Origin of the sequence: Mesorhizobium sp. M1C.F.Ca.ET.210.01.1.1 (assembly GCF_004791585.1) — a bacterium.
Classification (GTDB): domain Bacteria; phylum Pseudomonadota; class Alphaproteobacteria; order Rhizobiales; family Rhizobiaceae; genus Mesorhizobium.
Genome location: NZ_SRUU01000032.1, coordinates 55,551 through 75,060 on the forward strand (window position 1 = coordinate 55,551; position 19,510 = coordinate 75,060).

The following is a 19,510-nucleotide window of genomic DNA, read 5'->3' on the forward strand; positions in this document are numbered from 1 at the left end:
AACCGGAGCGGAGCGTACTTAATGCACGTGAGCACCGGAAGCGCAGAAAACGCCGGCAGGCGACCGTCGCAGTAGAGTTTCGGAACTGGTCGTCAGGCGGATTGCATCTCGGTCAGTATCGCCTCGGCCGCCGCGCGCCGGTCCGGCGCGGCGACGATCGGCCGGCCGACGACGAGGTGGCTGGAGCCGTTGCGGATCGCCTGCGCCGGCGTCACCACCCGCTTCTGGTCGCCATGGGCGCTGCCTGCCGGGCGAATGCCGGGCGTCACAACCGCCATGTCGGGTCCGACGATGCGGCGCACTGCCTCGGCCTCCTCGGCCGAGCAGACGATGCCGCCCATGCCGGCATGCAGGGCCTGTTCGGAGCGCCGCAGCACCAGCGTGTGCGGGTCGTACTCATAGCCGGCATCGATCATGTCCTGCTCGTCCATGGAGGTGAGCACGCTGACCGCCAGCAGGCAAAGGTCGCTGCCTTTGGCCGCTTCCACGGCGGCCCGCATCGCCTTCGGATAGGAGTGGATGGTGAGCATCGTCATGCCCATCCTGACGATGTTCTCGACCCCCTTGGCCACCGTGTTGTCGATGTCGAGCAGCTTCATGTCGAGGAAGACCTTGGTGCCGCCGCTGGCCAGCTCGCGCGCGAAATCAAGCCCGCCGGCAAAGGCGAGCTGGTAGCCGATCTTGTAGAAGGAGACGGCGCCTTCAAGCTCGCGCACCGCCTTCTCGGCTTCCTTCAGCGTCGGCACGTCGAGGCCGACGATCAGCCTCTCTTTCATGGACTTGGCGCGCATGGTGTCGGCCTGGATCGAGCTGCCGGGGTGCATCAGGCCTCGATCCGCACGGACTGCATGCGCGAGGTTTCGATCAGTGTTCGGCATAGGCGCTCCATCGATTGGTGTAGTCTGTCGTCCCTGAACTGCCCGTCCTCGGCGAAGGCTTCGGCGGCGCTGGAAACCGAGCATTCCGGCGTGATCACCTCCATCTGGCAGCGCACCAGCACGGCGCGCAGATGGTTGATGCAGCGTACGCCTGCAAACTTGCCTTCGGAGGAGGAGCAAAGGCCCACGGGCTTGCCGTAGAGCGGCCTGAACGAGCGGCTGCCGTCGCGCCGGATGCGGCTCACCCAATCGATGCTGTTCTTGAGCAGCGGCGGGATCGAGCCGTTATATTCGGGCGTCGCGATCAGCAAGCCATCATGGGTGGCGATCTGCCGGCCGAGCCTGACGGCATTTTCGGGGATGCCTCTTTCCTTCTCCAGGTCCTCGTCCATGATCGGCAGCGGATAGTCGCCGAGCGAGATGCGTGTCACCTCGGCGCCTTGCATGGCGAGCTCCTTCTGCGCCACGTCGGCCGTTCGGCCGCTGAAAGCGCCGGTTCGGACCGAGCCCGCGAAGACGAGGATTCTTGGGATTAGTGCCATTGGCCACCCTTGTTCCCGGACAGGTACAGCCAAGGGGCATTCAAATCAACGCGCCGGAGCCAGAAAACCAAACCGGTTTTGGTGGCGTGCGATTACAGGATGTGCCGAGATTCAGGTCAGGCCGGCCTCACCTGAATATCGGCGCAGCCTAATGCGCCTCGCGCCGGTAGATCCACAGCTGCGTCGGCGGGATGTTGCGGATGATGAAGTCGAAATGCTTAACCGTGTAGTTGCCGCGGCCGGGCGGGATCGGCGACATCGGGCCGTAGGTCAGCTGCACGATCGGCCGGCCGGCGGGAATGCGGTCGAGCAGGCTTTCGACATAGGCGATGCGCTGGGCGACCGGGAAGTTGAGCAGCGGCACGCCGGAGACGACGGAATCGAACACCATGTCGCGCTTGTCGCCCAGCGTGGCGTCGAGATTGAAGGCGTCGCCCTCGATGACGTTGACGCCCGGATAGAGCCGGCGCAGATGGCGCACGAAGTCGGTCGAGTATTCGACCGCGTACAGGTTTTCCGGTTTCACGCCCAGGGCCAGGATGGCGCGGGTGATGACGCCGGTGCCGGGTCCGACCTCGAGCACCGGCAGGCCCGATTTCGGGTTGACGATCGAAGCCATCTTGCGGGCGGTGATGGAGCTGGTGGGAACGATGGAGCCGACCGCTTTCGGCTTGTCGATCCAGCCCTTGAAGAACTTCAGCTCGTCGTCGAACTTTTCCGCCAGCGCTTTGCGCAACCCGGGACCACGTGCCATGCGAGCTCTCCTCAACGCTCCCCCGAACCGCTACTTAGCAGCTAGGTGGAACAAGGCAAGGCGTCAACCTGGCATAAGATGTTGATGACGCTTGGGAATGTTGCCAGATAACGATCAGGTTTCGCCGAAGGACTCGAAAAAGTCCTTCATACGGGCGAAGAAGCCGCTCGACTGGGGCGAATTGTCCTTCGAGGAGAGCTGCTCGAACTCTTCCAGCAGCTCGCGCTGGCGGCGCGACAGATTCTGCGGCGTCTCGACCGCCGTCTGGATGTAGAGGTCGCCGACATTGGGCTGCCGCAGCACCGGCATGCCCTTGCCCTTCAGCCGGAACTGGCGGCCGTTCTGCGTGCCTTCGGGCACCTTCACCTTGGTCTGGCTGCCGTCGAGCGTGGTGACCTCGAACGAGCCGCCGAGGGCGGCGGTCGTCATCGAGATCGGCACCTTGCAATAGAGGTCGGCGCCGTCGCGCTGGAAGAATTCGTGCGGCTTGACTGCGAGGAAGATGTAGAGGTCGCCGGACGGACCGCCGCGCAGGCCGGCCTCGCCTTCATTGGCAAGCCGGATGCGGGTTCCGTCCTCGATGCCGGCCGGGATGTTGACCGACAGCGAACGCTCCTCGGTGACGCGGCCCTGGCCGGCGCATTTCGGGCAGGGGTCCTTGATCGTCTGGCCGCGGCCCTGGCATTGCGGGCAGGTGCGCTCGATGGAGAAGAAGCCCTGCGTCGCCCGCACCTTGCCGTGGCCGTGGCACATGGTGCAGGTGACCGGCTGCGTGCCCGGCTTGGCGCCGCTGCCGGAGCATTCCGAGCAGGAGATCGAGGCCGGCACGCGGATCTGCGCCGTCTTGCCGGAGAATGCCTCCTCCAGCGTGATCTCCATGTTGTAGCGCAGGTCCGCCCCGCGCTCGCGGCCGCCCGACGAGCGGCGCTGGCGGCCGCCCATCATGTCGCCGAAGATATCCTCGAAGATGTCGGCGAAGCCGCCGGCGCCGAAGCCATGCGCCGCGCCGTTCATGCCGCCCTGCTCGAAGGCGGCGTGACCGAAACGGTCATAGGCGGCGCGCTTCTGCGGGTCCTTCAGCGTCTCGTAGGCCTCGTTGATTTCCTTGAACTTGTGCTCGCAGGCGTGGTCGCCGGGATTCCGATCGGGATGGAACTGCATGGCGAGCTTGCGGAAAGCGCTCTTGAGTTCCTTGTCGTCGGCGCCTTTTTGCACGCCCAGGGTTTCGTAGAAATCAGCTTTCATTTTTTCCCGCAGTCCGGATGCTCAATGTCTTCAGGCATTGTTGCGTCGTCGCCGGCACGTTGTTCGATTTAGGAGTGATGTTGCCCGGATGCCAGTACCGAGGCGGCTCGCCGCGCGTTTTTCCGTCACTTTTTAGGCCGGGCCGGCACTTTTTCAGCGAAGGTTGCAAAAAAGCCCGGCTTTGCGCCGGGCTTTTCGCATTATTTGCCGTCAATCGGCTCAGGCCGACTTCTTCTTGTCGTCGTCCTCGTCGATTTCCTCGAAGTCGGCGTCGACCACGTCCGAATCCTTGGCGGCGTCCGCCTTGGCGTCGGCTTCGGCCGCTTCCTTCTGCGAGGCCTCGTACATGGCCTGGCCAAGCTTCATCGAAGCTTCGGCGAGCGACTGCGACTTGGCCTCGATATCGGCCACGTCGTCGCCCTCGGCAGCAGTCTTCAGCGCCGCAATCGCGTCGGCGATCGCGGTGCGGTCGGCCTCCGAGACCTTGTCGCCATAGTCCTTCAGCGACTTCTCGGACGAATGCACCAGGGATTCGGCCTGGTTGCGGGCCTCGACCAGCGCGCGGCGCTTCTTATCGGCGTCGGCATTGGCCTCGGCGTCCTTCACCATCTTCTCGATGTCGGCGTCGGACAGGCCGCCGGACGCCTGGATGCGGATCTGGTGCTCCTTGCCGGTGCCCTTGTCCTTGGCCGAGACATTGACGATGCCGTTGGCGTCGATGTCGAAGGTGACCTCGATCTGCGGCACGCCGCGCGGAGCCGGCGGGATGCCGACCAGGTCGAACTGGCCGAGCAGCTTGTTGTCGGCCGCCATCTCGCGCTCGCCCTGGAAGACGCGGATCGTCACCGCCGACTGCGAATCCTCAGCCGTCGAGAACACCTGGCTCTTCTTGGTCGGGATCGTGGTGTTGCGCTCGATCAGCCTGGTGAACACGCCGCCCAGCGTCTCGATGCCCAGCGACAGCGGCGTCACGTCGAGCAGCAGCACGTCCTTGACGTCGCCCTGCAGCACGCCGGCCTGGATGGCGGCGCCAAGCGCCACGACCTCGTCCGGGTTGACGCCCTTGTGCGGGTCCTTGCCGAAGAACTGCTTCACGATCTCCTGGATCTTGGGCATGCGGGTCATGCCGCCGACCAGCACCACCTCGTCGATCTCGCCCGCCTTCAAGCCGGCATCCTTGAGCGCCGCCTTGCAGGGGTCGATGGTGCGCTGCACGAGATCCTCGACCAGGCTCTCGAACTTAGCGCGGGTGAGCTTCATCGTCAGGTGCTTCGGCCCGGTGGCGTCGGCGGTGATGAAGGGCAGGTTGATCTCGGTCTGCGTCGTCGACGACAGCTCGATCTTGGCCTTCTCGGCCGCTTCCTTCAAACGCTGCAGCGCAAGCTTGTCGGCCTTGAGGTCGATGCCCTGTTCCTTCTTGAACTCAGCCGCCAGGTACTCGACCAGGCGCATGTCGAAATCCTCGCCGCCGAGGAAGGTGTCGCCGTTGGTCGACTTCACCTCGAAGACGCCGTCGCCGATCTCAAGCACCGAGATGTCGAAGGTGCCGCCGCCAAGGTCATAGACGGCGATGGTCTTGCCATCCTTCTTCTCCAGGCCGTAGGCAAGTGCCGCGGCCGTCGGCTCGTTGATGATGCGCAGCACTTCGAGGCCGGCGATCTTGCCGGCGTCCTTGGTCGCCTGGCGCTGGGCGTCGTTGAAATAGGCCGGAACGGTGATGACAGCCTTCTCGACCTTCTCGCCGAGATAGGCTTCCGCCGTTTCCTTCATCTTCTGCAGGATCATGGCCGAGATCTGGCTGGGCGACAGCTTCTTGCCGCCGGCCTCGACCCAGGCATCGCCATTGTCGCCCTTGACGATCTTGTAGGGGACAAGCTTCTTGTCCTTTTCCGTCACCGGATCGTCATAGCGGCGGCCGATCAGGCGCTTGACCGCGAAGATGGTGTTTTCAGGATTGGTGACCGCCTGGCGCTTGGCCGGCTGGCCGACGAGGCGTTCGCCGTCGCTGTTGATGGCGACGATGGAAGGGGTCGTGCGCGCGCCTTCCGCATTCTCGATAACCTTGGGCTCCTTGCCGTCCATGATGGCGATACAGGAGTTTGTGGTTCCGAGGTCGATACCGATTACTTTTGCCATTGTTCTAGTCTCTCCTCTAAGCAGGCTCTCAGGACCCTGATAAGGCGTTCCGACGAAAGCCCCTGTTCACAAGAAATTCCGCCACGGTCCCGGATTTTCAAGGCCGGACGGCTGGCGCGTATATAAGAACAGGCAGCACGAGGCGCAAGCACTCTGCGCAAGGCGGCCGCTGTCCGGCAGGGGTTCGCGAAACGGGCCGGCGCGCCCTATGTCGGGATCAATGCGGCTTTGCCCTATCTCATTGTTCATGCGGGATTTTTCCGAAACGGGACTCCGCCCTCATCCGCCGGTCGCGTATCGGGCGCGGGAAAGCTCTGCCCTGGGGGCGTGACTTTGGGTCGCGAATAAGTCTGAAAACGGCTTTTGCCGCCATGCACTGATGGCTGCCCGCCTAACGGTTTCCGTCCGCAATTGTGCAAAAACAAATAAGAGCCGTTCAGCGCTTCGACCGGCAATCAGCCGGCGGAGAAGATGGAAAGCTTGGCAATCGAGGCATGCGGGACTACGAATAAGGCAAGATGCGGCAGATCGCCGGCACGAGCGCCGGCTTCGACTATGCGCGCGAAATCGATCCTCATCGGGGTACTTGCCGGGATGGTCGCATTCTCCGGCTGCACCACCAGCGGCGGGCTGCAGACATCTCCCTTGGCTTATGGCGGCCTCACCGACGCCGGTTTCCGCATTCCGCCGGTTCCGATCTATAAGGTCGACCAAAAGTTCCATCGGCAGACGGTGCCTTATGCGACCGACGAGGCGCCCGGCACGATCATTGTCGATACAGGAGCGAAGTTGCTCTACTACGTGTTGGGAGATGGCCAGGCGCTGCGCTACGGCATCGGCGTCGGCAAGGCGGGCTTCGAGTGGCATGGCACTGCGCACGTTGCGCGGAAGCGCGAATGGCCGGATTGGACGGCGCCGTCCCAGATGATCGTGCGTGAGCGCGCGCGAGGCCACGTTATACCGGCCCATATGGAAGCCGGACTCATGAACCCGCTCGGCGCGCGGGCGCTCTATCTCTTCAACGAGCAAGGTGACACCGGATATCGCCTGCACGGCAGCCCCGAATGGTGGTCCATCGGCAAAGCCGTGTCGGCGGGCTGCATCCGCCTCATGAACCAGGACATCATCGATCTCTATGACCGCGCTGAAATCGGCACGAAGGTCATTGTCATATAGACGCTGCCTTGCCGTCTGCTGCGACCGCGCCAATGCCGTCGTGCGGAAGGACTAGTTTCGGAAAGCTTCCGTGCAAAGCGCGCGCAGCGTCGGGAAGATGTTGTTCCCGCCAGCAATCACCAGCGTTCCTTCCCGCAGCACGGTCCTCGGGTCCGGCTTGAGCACCGTGCCGCCCGCCTCCTCGATCAGAAGCATGCCGGCAAGGCAGTCCCAGGCATTCATGTGTTCCTCGACATAGCCGAGCAGCCGGCCTGCGGCCGCATAGGCGAGCATCAGGGCGCCGGACGCGTTGCGGTAGAAGACGCCGCCTTCGGCCATGATCACGCTGATCAGCACGGCGACATGTTCGGTCGACGCCCGGTTCGACAGCCCGGTTCCGACCGAGCCTTCGGAAAGCGCGGCGGCGCCGCTCGCCTTGATCGGCCGGCCATTGACGAAGGCGCCGCCGCCCAGTCGGCCATAGAAGGTCTCGTCCGTCGAGGCCTCGTGGATGACGCCGACGACGGTCTCGCCGTCCCTGGCGCAGGCGATCACCACGCACCAGGCGGGAATGCCGCGCACGAAATTGGCGGTGCCGTCGATCGGGTCGATCACCCAGACATGCCCGGTCGATCCGGCGACCGGCGCATGCTCCTCACCGACGATGCCGTCCTGCGGATAGGCCTCGCCGATCGCCGCGCGGACGAAAAGCTCCACCTCGCGGTCGGCATCGGAGACAAGATCCTGGTGGCCCTTGCTCTCGACGGTCAGGTTTTCGAGATCGCGAAAATATTTCAGTCCGAGCTCGCCGGCGCGGCGCGCGAGGTCGATGGCGAAATGCATGCGCTGGTCGAGGTCGTCGGTCATCGGGAGGGCTCGCGCTCTGGAGCAATTCCAGGAAAAGTGGGAGACGGTTTTCCGTCCGGAATTGCGTTAAAACAAAGAGATAGAGCAGTTCGCCGCTTCCGTGAAACGGTGAAACGCCCGGGAGGCATGCCCGCCCCTTAGCAGACGAGCATGTCAGGCAAAAGCCGTCGAGCTGATCAGGCTGCTTGGGACATCGATCCGTGAACGTCGGCCAGGATCTCGAAGGAGCGCACCCGCGCCGCGTGGTCGAACATCTGCGCCGTCACCATCAATTCGTCGGCGCCGGTGCGGCGCACGAAGGCGTCGATGCCTTGGCGGACCGTCTCCGGCGAACCGACGACGGCGCAGGATAGCGCCTGGGCAAGCATCGTCTTGGCGACCGGATCGAGGTCGCGGTCATAATTTTCGACCGGCGGCGGCAATTGCCCGGGCCGGCCGCTGCGCAGATTGACGAATGCCTGCTGCAGCGAGGTGAACAAGAGCTTCGCCTCGGCATCCGTGGGCGCTGCAAAGACATTGAGGCCGAGCATCACATAGGGCTTGTCGAGCTGCGCCGACGGCTGGAAGCGCGTGCGATAGACCTCCAGAGCGTGGTCGAGCTCAGCCGGCGCGAAATGCGAGGCGAACGCATAGGGCAGGCCGAGAAGCGCCGCGAGCTGCGCGCCATAAAGGCTGGAGCCAAGGATCCAGACCGGCACCTCCTGGCCTTCGCCCGGCACCGCGCGGATGCGCTGGCCTTCCTCGGCCGGCTGGAAATAGCCCATCAGCTCGACGACATCCTGAGGGAAGTTGTCGCTGGCCTCCAGGTTGCGGCGCAGCGCCCGCGCCGTCATCATGTCGGTGCCCGGCGCGCGGCCGAGGCCGAGATCGATGCGGCCCGGGAAAAGTGCCGCCAGCGTGCCGAACTGCTCGGCAATCACCAGCGGCGCATGGTTGGGCAGCATGATGCCGCCGGCGCCGACTCGGATGGTCTTCGTGCCGCCCGCCACATGGGCGATGACAACGGACGTTGCCGCGCTGGCGATGCCCGGCATGTTGTGGTGCTCGGCGAGCCAGTAGCGCTTGTAGCCCAGCCGCTCGGCATGGCGGGCAAGGTCGAGCGAATTGGCCAGCGACCGCGAGGCATTGCTGCCGAGGGCGATCGGCGACAGGTCGAGAACCGAAAGGGCCGTCATTGATCAGGTCTCCACGATTTGCTTCTGCCGCAGCCTGGATTCGAAGGCGGCACGGTCGGGAATGACGATGGCGAGCTCATTCGCAAGGACGACTGCGAGCTCGGTCGCCGACGCGATCTCGCGCTGCTCGCTGCGGCCGCCGAGATGATGGATCGACAAGCGGTTGTCGCGCAGCGCGTAGCGCCGGTCGGGCAGGGCGCGCGCGGCAACCAGACTGGACAGGAAATGCGAGCTGGGATGCGTCGACAGGAAATGGCTGCTCACCTGGTAGTCGACCTCGTAGGCCCGCTGCATGTCGAAGCGGTAGAGCGTGCGCCAATCTCCGCCGATATCGGCCTGCAGGTGAAAATGATCGCTGGCCCCGACGATGCGGAACGCCTCGTGCGGCGTCTGCTGTTCGAGATCCGGCTCCAAGAGCAGCGGCGCGGTCAGCGTCAGGCCGCCGAAGCCGACATCGGCGATGTAGGTTCGTCCATCGAGTTCGATGCGCAGCAGCATGTGGCTGCGCGCCGTGACGGCGTCTTCCGGCTGCCCCCACAGCACGCGGGCGGCGAGCCCGCTGACATTGAAACCCATCGCTTCAAGCGCATGCATGAAGATCAGGTTGTGCTCGAAGCAATAGCCGCCACGGCCTTGGCTGAAGATCTTGTCCTGCAGCGACGCCCGATCAAGCCCGACCGAAACGCCCATCAGCGCATCGATGTTCTCGAACGGGATCGCCTGCGGGTGCTGCCGATGCAGAGCCTTGAGCGTTGCCAGCGACGCATCCGTCGGGCCGCGATAGCCAATGCGGTCGAAATAGGCGTCGATATCGAAGGAGGCGTCGCTCATGAGAGGCAGGTCCGGCTTGACCGGTCCGATATAGGCACTCGTCGCCGATGCGACAAACAAGGGCCGGGTTTGAGGATTGGGCCAGGACGTCAGGCGGTCTTGTGGTTGCTCTCGGCCGGCTCGTCTTCGATGACGATCGTCTGCTGCGCCGCCAGGAAGTTGCCGACATGGCTGAGGCCGTCGAAATGGTCGCAGAAGACCTTGATGACGACCAGCAGCGGCACCGCCATCAGCGCGCCGACGAAACCCCACAACCAGGACCAGAAAGCGATGGCAATGAAGATCGCTACGGCGTTGATCTCGAGCCGCCGGCCGACCACCGTCGGTGTCACGAACTGCCCTTCGACGATGTCGCACAACAGCACAAAGGCGGGCGCCAGCAGCGCGTAGGAGATCGTATCGAAGCTGATCAGCGCGATGACCGTGACCAGGACGATGGTGATCAGCGCGCCGACATAAGGCAGGAAGTTGAGCAGCGCCGCGGCTGCGCCCCAGACCAGCGGATTGGGCATGCCGAGCCCCCACAGACCGAGCCCGATCACCGTGCCGAGGCCGGCATTGATGACCGCGACGGTGAGCAGGTAGTGCGAGATCTCGCTCTCGACGTCGTAGACGACGCGCAGCGCCCGCTTCTTCTGGCTGAGGCTGGTGAAGGACTGGACGATCTTCTCGTAGAACAAGGTGCCGGAGGCAAGCAGGAACAGCGACAGGACGAAGACTATGGTGATCGAGGTGCCTGCTCCCAGGATGTTGCCGGCGGCGGTTGACAGGATGCCGGACGGCGCCACCGTGACTTTCTGCACGCCGGGTTCCTGCGAGGTCTCGGTCAGCGCTTCCAGTTGCCGCGCAAGATCCATCACCCGTTCCAGCGGCCGCTTGAATTGCGCCAGCCGTTCGGTGAGTTGCTGGCCGATCGATGAGGTGTTGTTGATGAGATCGATGACCGGGCCGCTGAGCAGATAGCCGGCGCTGGCGACGAAAAAGACGGAGAGCAGCACCAGAAGGGTCGCCGAGAGCACGTCTGGGACGCCGTGCTTGCGCAGGAAGCGCACGATCGGCGTCAGCGTCAGCGCCAGCAGGAAGGCCAGGATCACCGGCATGAAGAAAGCGCGGGCGAAATAGAGCGCGGCGACCGTCATCAGGATGAAGATGCCGATCAGCAGCGATCGTATCAATCGCAATTCGGCGTGGGCTTCGGCACGTGTATCAACGCTTTCGGCAACGCTCGCGCCCGAAGCGGTCGTTTCGGCTTTCATCAGTTCCCCTCGCAGTCGTCGAGAAGAACGTGCACGCCGCGCCAAGGTTCCGTGAGCGATTCCAGGAAAGTGTAAACGGTTTTTCGCCCGGAATTGCGTTAAGACAAAGAGATAGAGCGGTTTGCCGCTTCCGGAAAACGGTGAACCGCTCTGGCCCGGAGGCGACCGAGCCTTTGCCGGACCGGGCGGTCAGGCGGCGGGTGCCGGTGCGGCCGACGCGGCCTTCGCCGTCTCCTTGCGCACGATCGGCGCCACCTTGGTGCCGTAGAGCTCGATGGCCTTCATGATCTTGGCGTGCGGCATGGTGCCGATCGCCATCTGCAGGAGGAAGCGGTCGTTGCCGAAGATCTTGTGCTGGGCGACGATCTTTTCCGCCACAGCTTCAGGATTGCCGACGAACAAGGCGCCACCGGGACCCCGCGCATGGTCGAAATGCGCCCGCGACGTCGGCCCCCAGCCGCGCTCGCGGCCGATGCGGTTCATCACCTCGGCCTGCGGTGCGTAGAAATCGTCGGCCGCCGCCTCCGTGGTCTCGGCGATGAAGCCATGCACGTTGAGGCTGGTGGCGAGCGCGGCGGGATCGTTGCCGGCGCGCCTGGCCGCCTCGCGATAGACTTCGAACAGCGGCGCGAAGCGCGCCGGTTCGCCGCCGATGATGGCAAGTGCCAGCGGTAGGCCGAGCACGCCCGCGCGGGCGGCGGATTGCGGCGTGCCGCCAATCGCAATCCAGATCGGCAGCTTTTCCTGGAAGGGTCGCGGATAGACGCCGCGGCCGTTGATCGGCGCGCGCAGCTTGCCCTGCCAGGTCACCTTGACCTGGTCGCGGATGGCGAGCAGGAGGTCGAGCTTCTCTGCGAAGAGCTCGTCATAGTCCTCCAGATTGTAGCCGAACAGCGGGAAGGATTCGATGAAGGAGCCGCGTCCCGCCATGATCTCGGCGCGGCCGCTGGACAGGAGGTCGAGGGTCGCGAACTGCTGGAAGACCCGCACCGGATCGTCGGAGGAAAGCACGGTGACAGCGCTGGTAAGCCTGATGCGCTTTGTCCGTTCCGCGGCCGCCGCCAGCGCGACGATCGGCGCCGAGGCCGCATAGTCGGGGCGGTGATGCTCGCCGAGGCCAAACACGTCGAGGCCGACCTGGTCGGCCAGCTCGATCTCCTCGATCAGGTTGCGCAACCGTTCATGCGGTTTGATGGCGCCGGGGCCGGGCTCCGGGCTGACATCGGCGAAAGTGTAAAGTCCGAGTTCCATTTCATGCATCCTGCAGCGCCGCTCGGGCGTTAATCGTTGGCGCTAGAGGTAGCGATCGGCGTTGCGAGCCACCAGAGGCGCGATCTGTGAACAGTGCATCGCGCCACGGCGACGTATCCCTTCGGCAACAGCGCAGATTTTCATGGCTGGCATACCGTTTTGGCGCTTGAACTCGGGACTTTCGCGCGTATGTAAGCGTCGCGAATTGACTGCAGGGAAGTGGAATTGGCTATCTACAGGGAAAAAGACATATTCGAGCGGCGCAACGCCGCGAATGAGGCAAAGAAGGCGCTCCTGGCGCGCTTCAAGGCAAGGCCGGCGGCCGACGATCCGGCGGTGCTGGCGCGCCAGGCCGAACGCAAGGCGATCCTTGAGGCCCGCGCGATCCGCGAGGCCGAGAAGGCGAGGCTGAAGCAGGAACAGCTGGCGCGCGAAGCAGCCGAAAGGGCTGAACGTGAGGCAGCGGCAGAGGCTGCCCGTCTTGCTGCCGAAGAGGCGGCGGCGGCCGAGGCCAAGATCCGCGAAGCCGAGGAAACCGAACGCATCGCCCGCGTGCTCGCCGAAGAGGCCGAGCGCAAGGCCAAGCGTGATGCGCGCTACGCCGCCCGCAAGGCGCGTGTCGGCCGCACGCCCCCGGGCTTCTCTGCCCGCTAAAGCACGCGCTTTAGGTTCGAGTTCGTTCGAAAAATAGATCAGGGTCGTCCATGGGCGGCCCTGAAGGCGTTCGTGCCATGTCAGGCGACGAGCTTCAGCCCGACGATGCCGGAGACGATCACGCCGATGCAGGCAAGTCGCACCGCGGTCGCCGGCTCGCCGAGCAGCCAGATGCCGAGCAAGGCCGTGCCGACGGTGCCGATGCCGGTCCACACAGCATAGGCCGTGCCGACCGGCAATTCCTTCAATGCCAGGCCTAGCAGGCCGAGACTGACGATCATCGAGGCGATTGTGAGCACGCTCGGCAGCGGCTTCGAGAAGCCGTCGGTGTATTTGAGGCCGATCGCCCAGCCGATCTCGAACAGGCCGGCGAAGAAGAGAAAAATCCAGGACATCGCAAAAGCTCCATCTCAAACTTCGAGCACTCGATGCTTGAAGTGACGGGTCGTCCCGGCCGTTTTTTGGAAGCACGAGGTCGTCCTCGCGCCGTGGGCATATAGGTAGCTTTGTTTCCCAAACAACAAAATACCGGCAGCATTCGGCATGCCGCCGGTTCGAAAATCGGCATCGAGACGGATAAATGCATGTCGCCCAAAAGTGCGCAGCGGTTTTGGGACAACGACATGCATCAATACAAAAGAAGCGTGTCGCCTGGATCCGTTTCAGCGCGGCACGCCCGCGCTGGCGGCTTACTTCTCCTTGATGCGCATCGCCTTGACCGGCGGCGCCTTGGGAGCCGGGGCCGCGGCTGGTTTCTTCGCGTCCTTCTTCGGCTTGCGGGGTTCCTTGCCCGCCTTCATCGCACCTTTAGCCATGATTCGCTCCTCCGATTTGTGGGCAGCTCAAGTGAAACAAGAGAAGCGCCCGACCGCAAGAGGCCGCTTGCCGCTTCCCAAGCCGGCTTCCCTGATGTCAACCGTTTTCCCTTGATCCGCCGGCCGTGAAACAGGTGTCGGGCGGTTGGACGGGATGCGCTTCGGTCCTTGAACCTCGGAGCGGCTGGCGCATTGTCTGTAGAGCTTCGGCCAACAGGCCGCTAAGCTCGAATCGATCGGCAAGGGTCAGGATCGAATGGCAGGACATGCCGGCTCGAAAAGGGTGATCTACGCGGCGCTCGCCGGCAATCTCGCGATCGCGGTGACCAAATTCGCCGCGGCCTTCTTCACCGGCTCTTCCGCGATGCTGTCGGAAGGCGTGCATTCGCTGGTCGACACCGGCAATGGCGCGCTTCTGCTTCACGGCATGCGTCGCGCCGCGCGCCCACCCGACCACGCGCATCCGCTCGGCCATGGCCGCGAGCTCTATTTCTGGAGTTTCATCGTCGCATTGCTGGTTTTCGCCCTCGGCGCCGGCGTGTCCTTCTATGAGGGCCTCGTCCACATCATGGCGCCCGAGCCCATCGTCAACGCCAGGGTCAACTACATCGTGCTTGGCCTGTCCTTCCTGTTCGAGGGCAGCTCCTGGCTGGTGGCGCTGAAGGAATTCCGCCGGGAGAAGGGCAGTCAGGGCTGGCTCCAGGCGGTGCGCCGCAGCAAGGACCCCAGCGTCTACACAGTGCTGTTCGAAGACAGCGCGGCACTGCTTGGCCTGATCGTCGCCTTCGCCGGCATCCTCGCGTCCGAACTGCTGGAAATTCCGGAACTCGACGGCGTCGGCTCGATCGGCATCGCGATCATCCTTGGCGCCACAGCGATCTTCCTGGCGCGCGAGAGCAAAGGCCTGCTTCTTGGCGAACCGGCCTCGCCCGAGGTGCAGAAGAAGGTGCTGGCGATCGCGGAGCAGGATCCGGCGGTGCAGCGGGCGAACGGCATATTGAGCGTTCATATCGGCCCGGAAGAAATCGTCGCGGGCTTGAGCATCGAGTTCGAGGATCATCTCACAGCGCCCGAGATCGAAGCCTGCGTCGAGCGGCTGGAGGCGCGACTGAAAACCGACATGCCCGAAATCGCCAGGTTGTTCGTCAAGCCGCAGGCGACTGGCACATGGGAGCGCAGGCGCAAGGCTATCGCCGAGGCCCCCGAAGAGGATTAGGTTTGAGCGAAGCAAATTTTAGGGAGCAACCCCGATGAGAATCGACGGCGGGTGCCATTGCGGTGCCATCACCTATGAGGCGGAGGTCGACCCCGAGAAGACCTCGATCTGCCACTGCACGGATTGCCAGCAGCTCACCGGCACGGCCTTTCGCGTCACCGTGCGCGTGCCGGAAGAGGACTACCGCATTACCAAGGGCGAGCCCAAGGTCTACATCAAGACCGGGTCGAGCGGCGCCAAGCGGGCGCAGGGCTTTTGCGGCGAGTGCGGCTCGCATCTCTATGCCACCTCCGTCGGCGACGGCCCGAAGGTCTACGGCGTCAGGACCGGCACGGCGCGCCAGCGCGACCAGCTGGTGCCGAGGACGCAATACTGGCATCGCTCGGCGCTGCACTGGCTGCCGGAATTCGAGGGCACTAGGGTGGTCGAGGAGCAGTAGTCTCAGTCGTCGCCCTCGACGACGCGCAACCTGAGCTGGCCGGTCTTGGAGTCAGCCACGCGCGCGCCAGCCTCCACCTTGGCCGGACCACGCGGCGGCTCGGTTTCCCCTTCGGCGAACTCCAGCGCCTCGATCTTCTGGCCGCGCTTGGTCACCTTCGTCGTCGAGACGAGGATGTCGTCGATATCCTTGGCCGCCTGGCCGAAATGCGTCTGCAGCCGGCGCACGCGCTCGTCGACGCGCGCCACGTCCTCCATCAGGCGGATGACCTCGCCCTGGATCAGATGCGCCTGCTCGCGCATGCGCGCATCCTTCAGGATCGCCTGGATGACCTGGATCGACAGCATCAAGAGCGACGGCGAGACGATGACGACGCGGGCGCGGTGCGCCTTCTGCACCACCGCCTCGAAATTCTCATGGATCTCGGCGAACACCGATTCCGACGGCACGAACATGAAGGCGGTGTCCTGCGTCTCGCCCTGGATCAGGTATTTTTCGGCGATATCGCGGATATGCACCTCGATATCGCGCCGGAATGCCTGCGCGGCCGCTTTCTGCAGGTCGGCGCCCTCGGCCGCGCGGATGGCGTTCCACGCTTCGAGCGGAAACTTGGCATCGATGGCGAGCGCGGGCGCGCCGTTCGGCATCCGCACGAGGCAATCCGGCCGGCTGCCGTTGGAGAGGCCCGCCTGGAATTCGTAGGCGCCGTGGGGCAGCCCGTCGGCGACGATCGCCTCCATGCGCGACTGGCCGAAAGCGCCGCGCGTCTGCTTGTTGGAGAGGATCGCCTGCAGCTGCACGACCTGACCGGCAAGCGACTGGATGTTGCCTTGCGCGGTGTCGATCACCGCCAGCCGCTCCTGCAATTTGGCCAGGCTCTCATGCGTCGACCTGGTCTGCTCGGCCATCGTCTGGCCGAGGCGGCCGGTCATGGCGTCGAGCCGCTGTCCCAGCGATTGGGTCAGCTCGGCCTGCCTGGCGCCGAACACTTCGGCGATCGCGCCCATGCGACCTTGCATCTCGGCCTGCGCCTGCATGATGTCGGCCATGCGCGCTTCGGTATCGCGGGCATGGTCGGCGGCTTCGGTTGCCGCCACCGCCCGGGCCTTGCCAGCGCGCAACAGCGCCGTGGCGAGTGCGAGGAACAAGGCAAGCAGCAGCGCTGTACCAAAACCCAGCGCCTGGCCGAGTGTGATCGTGGTGGCGCCGAGCCGCGCGACCGGTTCCGAAAGGATGGAGCTCATGTCGTTCATGAGGGCAGCATAGCCGATTCGGTCCGCCAGCACAGATCAAAACGTGAACAGGCGAAACATGTCCCGGTTGACGCTTTTCCTGCGACGTCTTAGGTGAGACGCCATGTCGATCAAGCCGCTCATCATCCTTCCGGATCCCATCCTGCGCCAGGTTTCCAAACCGGTTGAGCGCGTCGACAGTGATTTGCGCAAGCTCGCCGTAGACATGCTGGAGACCATGTATGACGCGCCGGGCATCGGTCTGGCGGCGATCCAGGTCGGCGAGCCGCGACGCTTGCTGGTCATCGACCTTGCCAAGGAAGGCGAGGAGCCGGCGCCGCATGTCTTCATCAACCCGGAGATCCTCGAAAGCTCCGACCAGCGCTCCGTCTATGAGGAAGGCTGCTTGTCGATCCCGGACTATTACGCCGAGGTCGAGCGTCCCGCTGCCGTTCGGGTGAAATATCTCGACCGCGACGGCAAGCTGCAGGAGATGCAGGCGGAAGGCCTGATGGCGACCTGCCTGCAGCATGAGATCGACCATCTCAACGGCGTGCTGTTCATCGACCACATCTCGAAGCTGAAGCGCGACATGGTGGTGAGGAAATTCAAGAAACTCGCCAAGGACAAGGCGCCGGGCAAGATGGTGGGCTAGGGGGCATGCCCCTGCGTGTCATCTTCATGGGTACGCCGGATTTTTCGGTGCCGACGCTGCGGGCGATAGCCGAGGCCGGCCACGACATCGCGGCCGTCTATACCCAGCCGCCGCGCGCCGCCGGCCGGCGTGGGCTGGAGCTGACCCCCTCGCCGGTGCAGCGCGAGGCCGAGCGGCTGGGCCTCGAGGTGCGCACGCCGACATCGCTGAAGGGCGAGGCCGAACAGCAGGCCTTTGCCGCCTTGCAGGCCGATGTCGCGGTGGTCGTCGCCTATGGCCTGCTTCTTCCGAAACCCGTCTTGGAGGCCACCAAACTAGGCTGCCTCAACGGTCATGCCTCGCTTTTGCCGCGCTGGCGTGGTGCTGCTCCCATCCAGCGCGCCATCATGGCTGGCGATGCCGAGACCGGCATGATGGTGATGAAAATGGAACAGGGTCTGGACACCGGTCCGGTGGCATTGGTTGAAAGATGCCCCATCGCACCCGATATGACCGCCGGCGAACTGCATGACCGATTGATGGACATAGGCGCTTCGCTGATGGTGGAAGCGCTGGCGCAACTGGGGATAAATTGTCTGACATTTACCCAACAGGCGACGGAAGGGGTGACCTACGCCCGAAAGATCGATAAATCGGAGGCACGCGTAGACTGGACGCGGCCTGCCGGCGAAGTCCACAATCACATTCGCGGCCTCTCGCCCTTTCCGGGCGCGTGGTGCGAGGTCGAAATTGGCGGCCGCATGGAGCGGCTGAAACTGCTTCGCTCGACGCTTTCCGATGGCGTCGGCGAGTCGGGAGGAATTCTCGATGACCGGCTGACGGTCGCCTGCGGGTCAGGCGCGATCAGGCTGGTCGAAGTTCAACGGGCGGGCGGAAGGCCCGCCGCCGCGCAGGAGTTTCTGCGCGGGGCCAAGATCGAAAAAGGAATGAAACTCACATGAGCATGATGTCGATACGCGCGGCGACGCAGCGGGATCGCGAGGCGATCCGCCTCGTCGAAGAGCATGCCTTCGGCCAGCAGGCGGAGGCCGGCCTGGTCGACGCGCTGGTGACCGGCGGCGACGCCGTCGTCGAGCTGGTGGCGGAAGAAGACGGCCAGGTCGTCGGCCACATCCTGTTTTCCAGGCTTTTCGTGCAGAACGGCGGCAAGCGCTTCGCGGCGCTGGCGCTGGCGCCGCTGGCGGTCGAGCCGTCCTTCCACGGCACCGGCATCGGCGGCGCGCTGATCCGCGAGGCGCATGTCCGCCTCAAGGAAGCCGGCGAGCGGCTTGCCGTGGTGCTGGGTGACCCGGCCTATTACGGCCGCTTCGGCTACACCCATGCCCGCGCCGAGAAGTTCGAGAGCGAGTACCAGGGCGAGGCGCTGCAGGCGCTGGCCTGGGGCGATGCGCCCGAGACCGGCAGGCTGGTTTATGCTTCGGCCTTCACCGCGCTGGCCGCCTAGGCGGCTGGCGCTCATCGCATATGCCGCGTTTTCGCCTCGACATCGAATATGACGGCAGCCAATTCGCCGGCTGGCAGCACCAGGCGGACCAGCCTTCGGTGCAGCAGGCGATCGAGCAGGCGATCGAGAAATTCTGCGGCGAGGAGGTGAGGCTCCGCGCCGCCGGCCGCACCGATGCCGACGTGCACGCCACCGCCCAGGTTGCGCATGTCGATCTTGCCAAAACCTGGCCGGGCGACAAGGTGCGCGACGCCGTCAACGCCCATCTGCAGGCGGCCGGCGCGCGCGTCGCGATCCTGAGGGCGGCGGTTGTCGCCGACGATTTCGACGCGCGCTTCTCCGCCACCGGCCGCCATTATCTCTACCGCATCCTCAACCGCCGCGCGCCGTCGGCGCTCGAAAAGGGCAAGGTCTGGTGGGTGCCGAAGCGGCTCGACGCCGAGGCCATGCACGAGGCGGCGAAGGTGCTGCTCGGGCGTCACGACTTCACCACCTTCCGGTCCACCCAGTGCCAGGCCGAAAGCCCGGTTCGCACGCTCGCGCGTCTCGACGTCGGCCGCGTCGGCGATTTGATCGAGGTGCGGACCTCGGCGCGTTCCTTCCTGCACAACCAGGTCCGCTCGATGGTGGGCTCGCTCCGGCGTGTCGGCGACGGCTCCTGGAGCGCTACCGATCTCAAGGCGGCGCTCGAAGCGCGCGACCGCGCCGCCTGCGGACAGGTTGCGCCGCCGGACGGGCTGTTCCTGGTCGGGGTGGATTATCCGGCGAGGGCCGGCGAACTCGGCATCCCGAAGGATTCCGACACCTAGAGCGGTTCAGCTTTTGACAGAATCGAAGAGGGATTGAACGAAGCCGCTGACGCGGCATTTGGCGGGTCGGTTTGCGGTTGAGGCTTCTGTTTTGAAGGATTGCGGCTGTTGAAGCGCAATCTTGGAACAGGAGCACTGAGATGGCCGAGTTGAGCC

General features: G+C 64.6%; 21 protein-coding genes. 8 read left to right on the plus strand and 13 right to left on the minus strand.

Annotated elements, in window-relative coordinates:
• Nucleotides 1-92: 92 nt before the first annotated feature.
• The 5 genes from pyrF to dnaK all read right to left on the minus strand — a co-directional run bounded on the left by pyrF (nt 93) and on the right by dnaK (nt 5,555).
• Nucleotides 93-806 carry an orotidine-5'-phosphate decarboxylase gene (pyrF, locus tag EN853_RS27170; RefSeq protein ID WP_189343918.1) on the minus strand — a complete coding sequence of 238 codons (714 nt, stop codon included), beginning with the start codon at nt 804-806 and terminating at the stop codon, nt 93-95.
• Between the two features lie 17 nt (nt 807-823).
• Nucleotides 824-1,420 carry an NADPH-dependent FMN reductase gene (locus tag EN853_RS27175; protein WP_127862179.1) on the minus strand — a complete coding sequence of 199 codons (597 nt, stop codon included), beginning with the start codon at nt 1,418-1,420 and terminating at the stop codon, nt 824-826.
• Between the two features lie 148 nt (nt 1,421-1,568).
• Nucleotides 1,569-2,174, minus strand: coding sequence for a phospholipid N-methyltransferase PmtA (pmtA, locus tag EN853_RS27180; protein ID WP_127862180.1), 606 nt, complete (start codon nt 2,172-2,174; stop codon nt 1,569-1,571).
• Between the two features lie 114 nt (nt 2,175-2,288).
• Nucleotides 2,289-3,419, minus strand: coding sequence for a molecular chaperone DnaJ (gene dnaJ, locus EN853_RS27185; RefSeq protein WP_127862181.1), 1,131 nt, complete (start codon nt 3,417-3,419; stop codon nt 2,289-2,291).
• A 219-nt stretch (nt 3,420-3,638) separates the two neighbouring features.
• On the minus strand, nt 3,639-5,555 hold the full coding sequence (dnaK, locus tag EN853_RS27190) for a molecular chaperone DnaK (protein WP_127862182.1): 1,917 nt from the start codon (nt 5,553-5,555) through the stop codon (nt 3,639-3,641).
• 555 nt (nt 5,556-6,110) lie between these two features.
• Between dnaK and EN853_RS27195 the strand changes: the two genes are divergently transcribed.
• Nucleotides 6,111-6,731 (plus strand): L,D-transpeptidase, encoded by a 621-nt coding sequence (locus tag EN853_RS27195; protein WP_127862183.1) that lies wholly within the window; start codon nt 6,111-6,113, stop codon nt 6,729-6,731.
• A gap of 51 nt (nt 6,732-6,782) precedes the next feature.
• On the opposite strand, the gene EN853_RS27200 is transcribed toward EN853_RS27195, so the two are convergent.
• The 5 genes from EN853_RS27200 to EN853_RS27220 all read right to left on the minus strand — a co-directional run bounded on the left by EN853_RS27200 (nt 6,783) and on the right by EN853_RS27220 (nt 12,090).
• Nucleotides 6,783-7,577, minus strand: coding sequence for an inositol monophosphatase family protein (locus EN853_RS27200; protein ID WP_127862184.1), 795 nt, complete (start codon nt 7,575-7,577; stop codon nt 6,783-6,785).
• Nucleotides 7,578-7,753: 176 nt separating this feature from the next.
• Nucleotides 7,754-8,752, minus strand: a complete 999-nt coding sequence (locus tag EN853_RS27205) for an LLM class flavin-dependent oxidoreductase (protein WP_127862185.1) — start codon at nt 8,750-8,752, stop codon at nt 7,754-7,756.
• A 3-nt stretch (nt 8,753-8,755) separates the two neighbouring features.
• The gene (locus EN853_RS27210) at nt 8,756-9,583 is read right to left on the minus strand and encodes an arylamine N-acetyltransferase (RefSeq protein ID WP_127862186.1); all 828 of its coding nucleotides are present in this window, start codon (nt 9,581-9,583) and stop codon (nt 8,756-8,758) included.
• An 89-nt stretch (nt 9,584-9,672) separates the two neighbouring features.
• A complete protein-coding gene (locus EN853_RS27215; RefSeq protein ID WP_127862187.1) occupies nt 9,673-10,839 on the minus strand; it encodes an AI-2E family transporter in 1,167 nt (388 codons plus the stop codon).
• Between the two features lie 189 nt (nt 10,840-11,028).
• On the minus strand, nt 11,029-12,090 hold the full coding sequence (locus tag EN853_RS27220) for an LLM class flavin-dependent oxidoreductase (RefSeq protein ID WP_127862188.1): 1,062 nt from the start codon (nt 12,088-12,090) through the stop codon (nt 11,029-11,031).
• Nucleotides 12,091-12,315: 225 nt separating this feature from the next.
• Between EN853_RS27220 and EN853_RS27225 the strand changes: the two genes are divergently transcribed.
• Nucleotides 12,316-12,744: a DUF6481 family protein gene (locus EN853_RS27225; RefSeq protein ID WP_127862189.1), complete on the plus strand. Its 429-nt coding sequence runs from the start codon at nt 12,316-12,318 to the stop codon at nt 12,742-12,744.
• A gap of 80 nt (nt 12,745-12,824) precedes the next feature.
• Here EN853_RS27225 and sugE read toward each other — a convergent pair whose 3' ends face one another.
• Together sugE and EN853_RS35150 are read right to left on the minus strand one after the other, a co-directional pair.
• A complete protein-coding gene (sugE, locus tag EN853_RS27230) occupies nt 12,825-13,139 on the minus strand; it encodes a quaternary ammonium compound efflux SMR transporter SugE (RefSeq protein ID WP_127862190.1) in 315 nt (104 codons plus the stop codon).
• 294 nt (nt 13,140-13,433) lie between these two features.
• Nucleotides 13,434-13,559, minus strand: coding sequence for a hypothetical protein (locus EN853_RS35150; protein ID WP_082953831.1), 126 nt, complete (start codon nt 13,557-13,559; stop codon nt 13,434-13,436).
• A 256-nt stretch (nt 13,560-13,815) separates the two neighbouring features.
• On the opposite strand from EN853_RS35150, the gene EN853_RS27240 reads away from it, so the two are divergent.
• Both EN853_RS27240 and EN853_RS27245 read left to right on the plus strand, forming a co-directional pair.
• Nucleotides 13,816-14,775 (plus strand): cation diffusion facilitator family transporter, encoded by a 960-nt coding sequence (locus EN853_RS27240; protein ID WP_127862191.1) that lies wholly within the window; start codon nt 13,816-13,818, stop codon nt 14,773-14,775.
• Nucleotides 14,776-14,809: 34 nt separating this feature from the next.
• Nucleotides 14,810-15,214 (plus strand): GFA family protein, encoded by a 405-nt coding sequence (locus EN853_RS27245; RefSeq protein ID WP_059188752.1) that lies wholly within the window; start codon nt 14,810-14,812, stop codon nt 15,212-15,214.
• A 2-nt stretch (nt 15,215-15,216) separates the two neighbouring features.
• Here the strand turns inward: EN853_RS27245 and EN853_RS27250 are convergent, their stop codons facing one another.
• Nucleotides 15,217-16,467: a DNA recombination protein RmuC gene (locus EN853_RS27250; protein ID WP_127862192.1), complete on the minus strand. Its 1,251-nt coding sequence runs from the start codon at nt 16,465-16,467 to the stop codon at nt 15,217-15,219.
• Between the two features lie 103 nt (nt 16,468-16,570).
• On the opposite strand from EN853_RS27250, the gene def reads away from it, so the two are divergent.
• From def to truA, 4 genes are read left to right on the plus strand one after another with little or no spacing between them, the layout of a single operon-like run.
• Nucleotides 16,571-17,101 carry a peptide deformylase gene (gene def / locus EN853_RS27255; RefSeq protein ID WP_127862193.1) on the plus strand — a complete coding sequence of 177 codons (531 nt, stop codon included), beginning with the start codon at nt 16,571-16,573 and terminating at the stop codon, nt 17,099-17,101.
• A 5-nt stretch (nt 17,102-17,106) separates the two neighbouring features.
• On the plus strand, nt 17,107-18,042 hold the full coding sequence (fmt, locus tag EN853_RS27260) for a methionyl-tRNA formyltransferase (RefSeq protein ID WP_127862194.1): 936 nt from the start codon (nt 17,107-17,109) through the stop codon (nt 18,040-18,042).
• Nucleotides 18,039-18,545, plus strand: coding sequence for an N-acetyltransferase (locus tag EN853_RS27265; RefSeq protein ID WP_127862195.1), 507 nt, complete (start codon nt 18,039-18,041; stop codon nt 18,543-18,545). Before fmt ends, EN853_RS27265 begins: the two co-directional genes overlap by 4 nt.
• Nucleotides 18,546-18,565: 20 nt before the next feature.
• On the plus strand, nt 18,566-19,354 hold the full coding sequence (gene truA / locus EN853_RS27270) for a tRNA pseudouridine(38-40) synthase TruA (RefSeq protein ID WP_127862196.1): 789 nt from the start codon (nt 18,566-18,568) through the stop codon (nt 19,352-19,354).
• Nucleotides 19,355-19,510 lie beyond the last annotated feature (156 nt).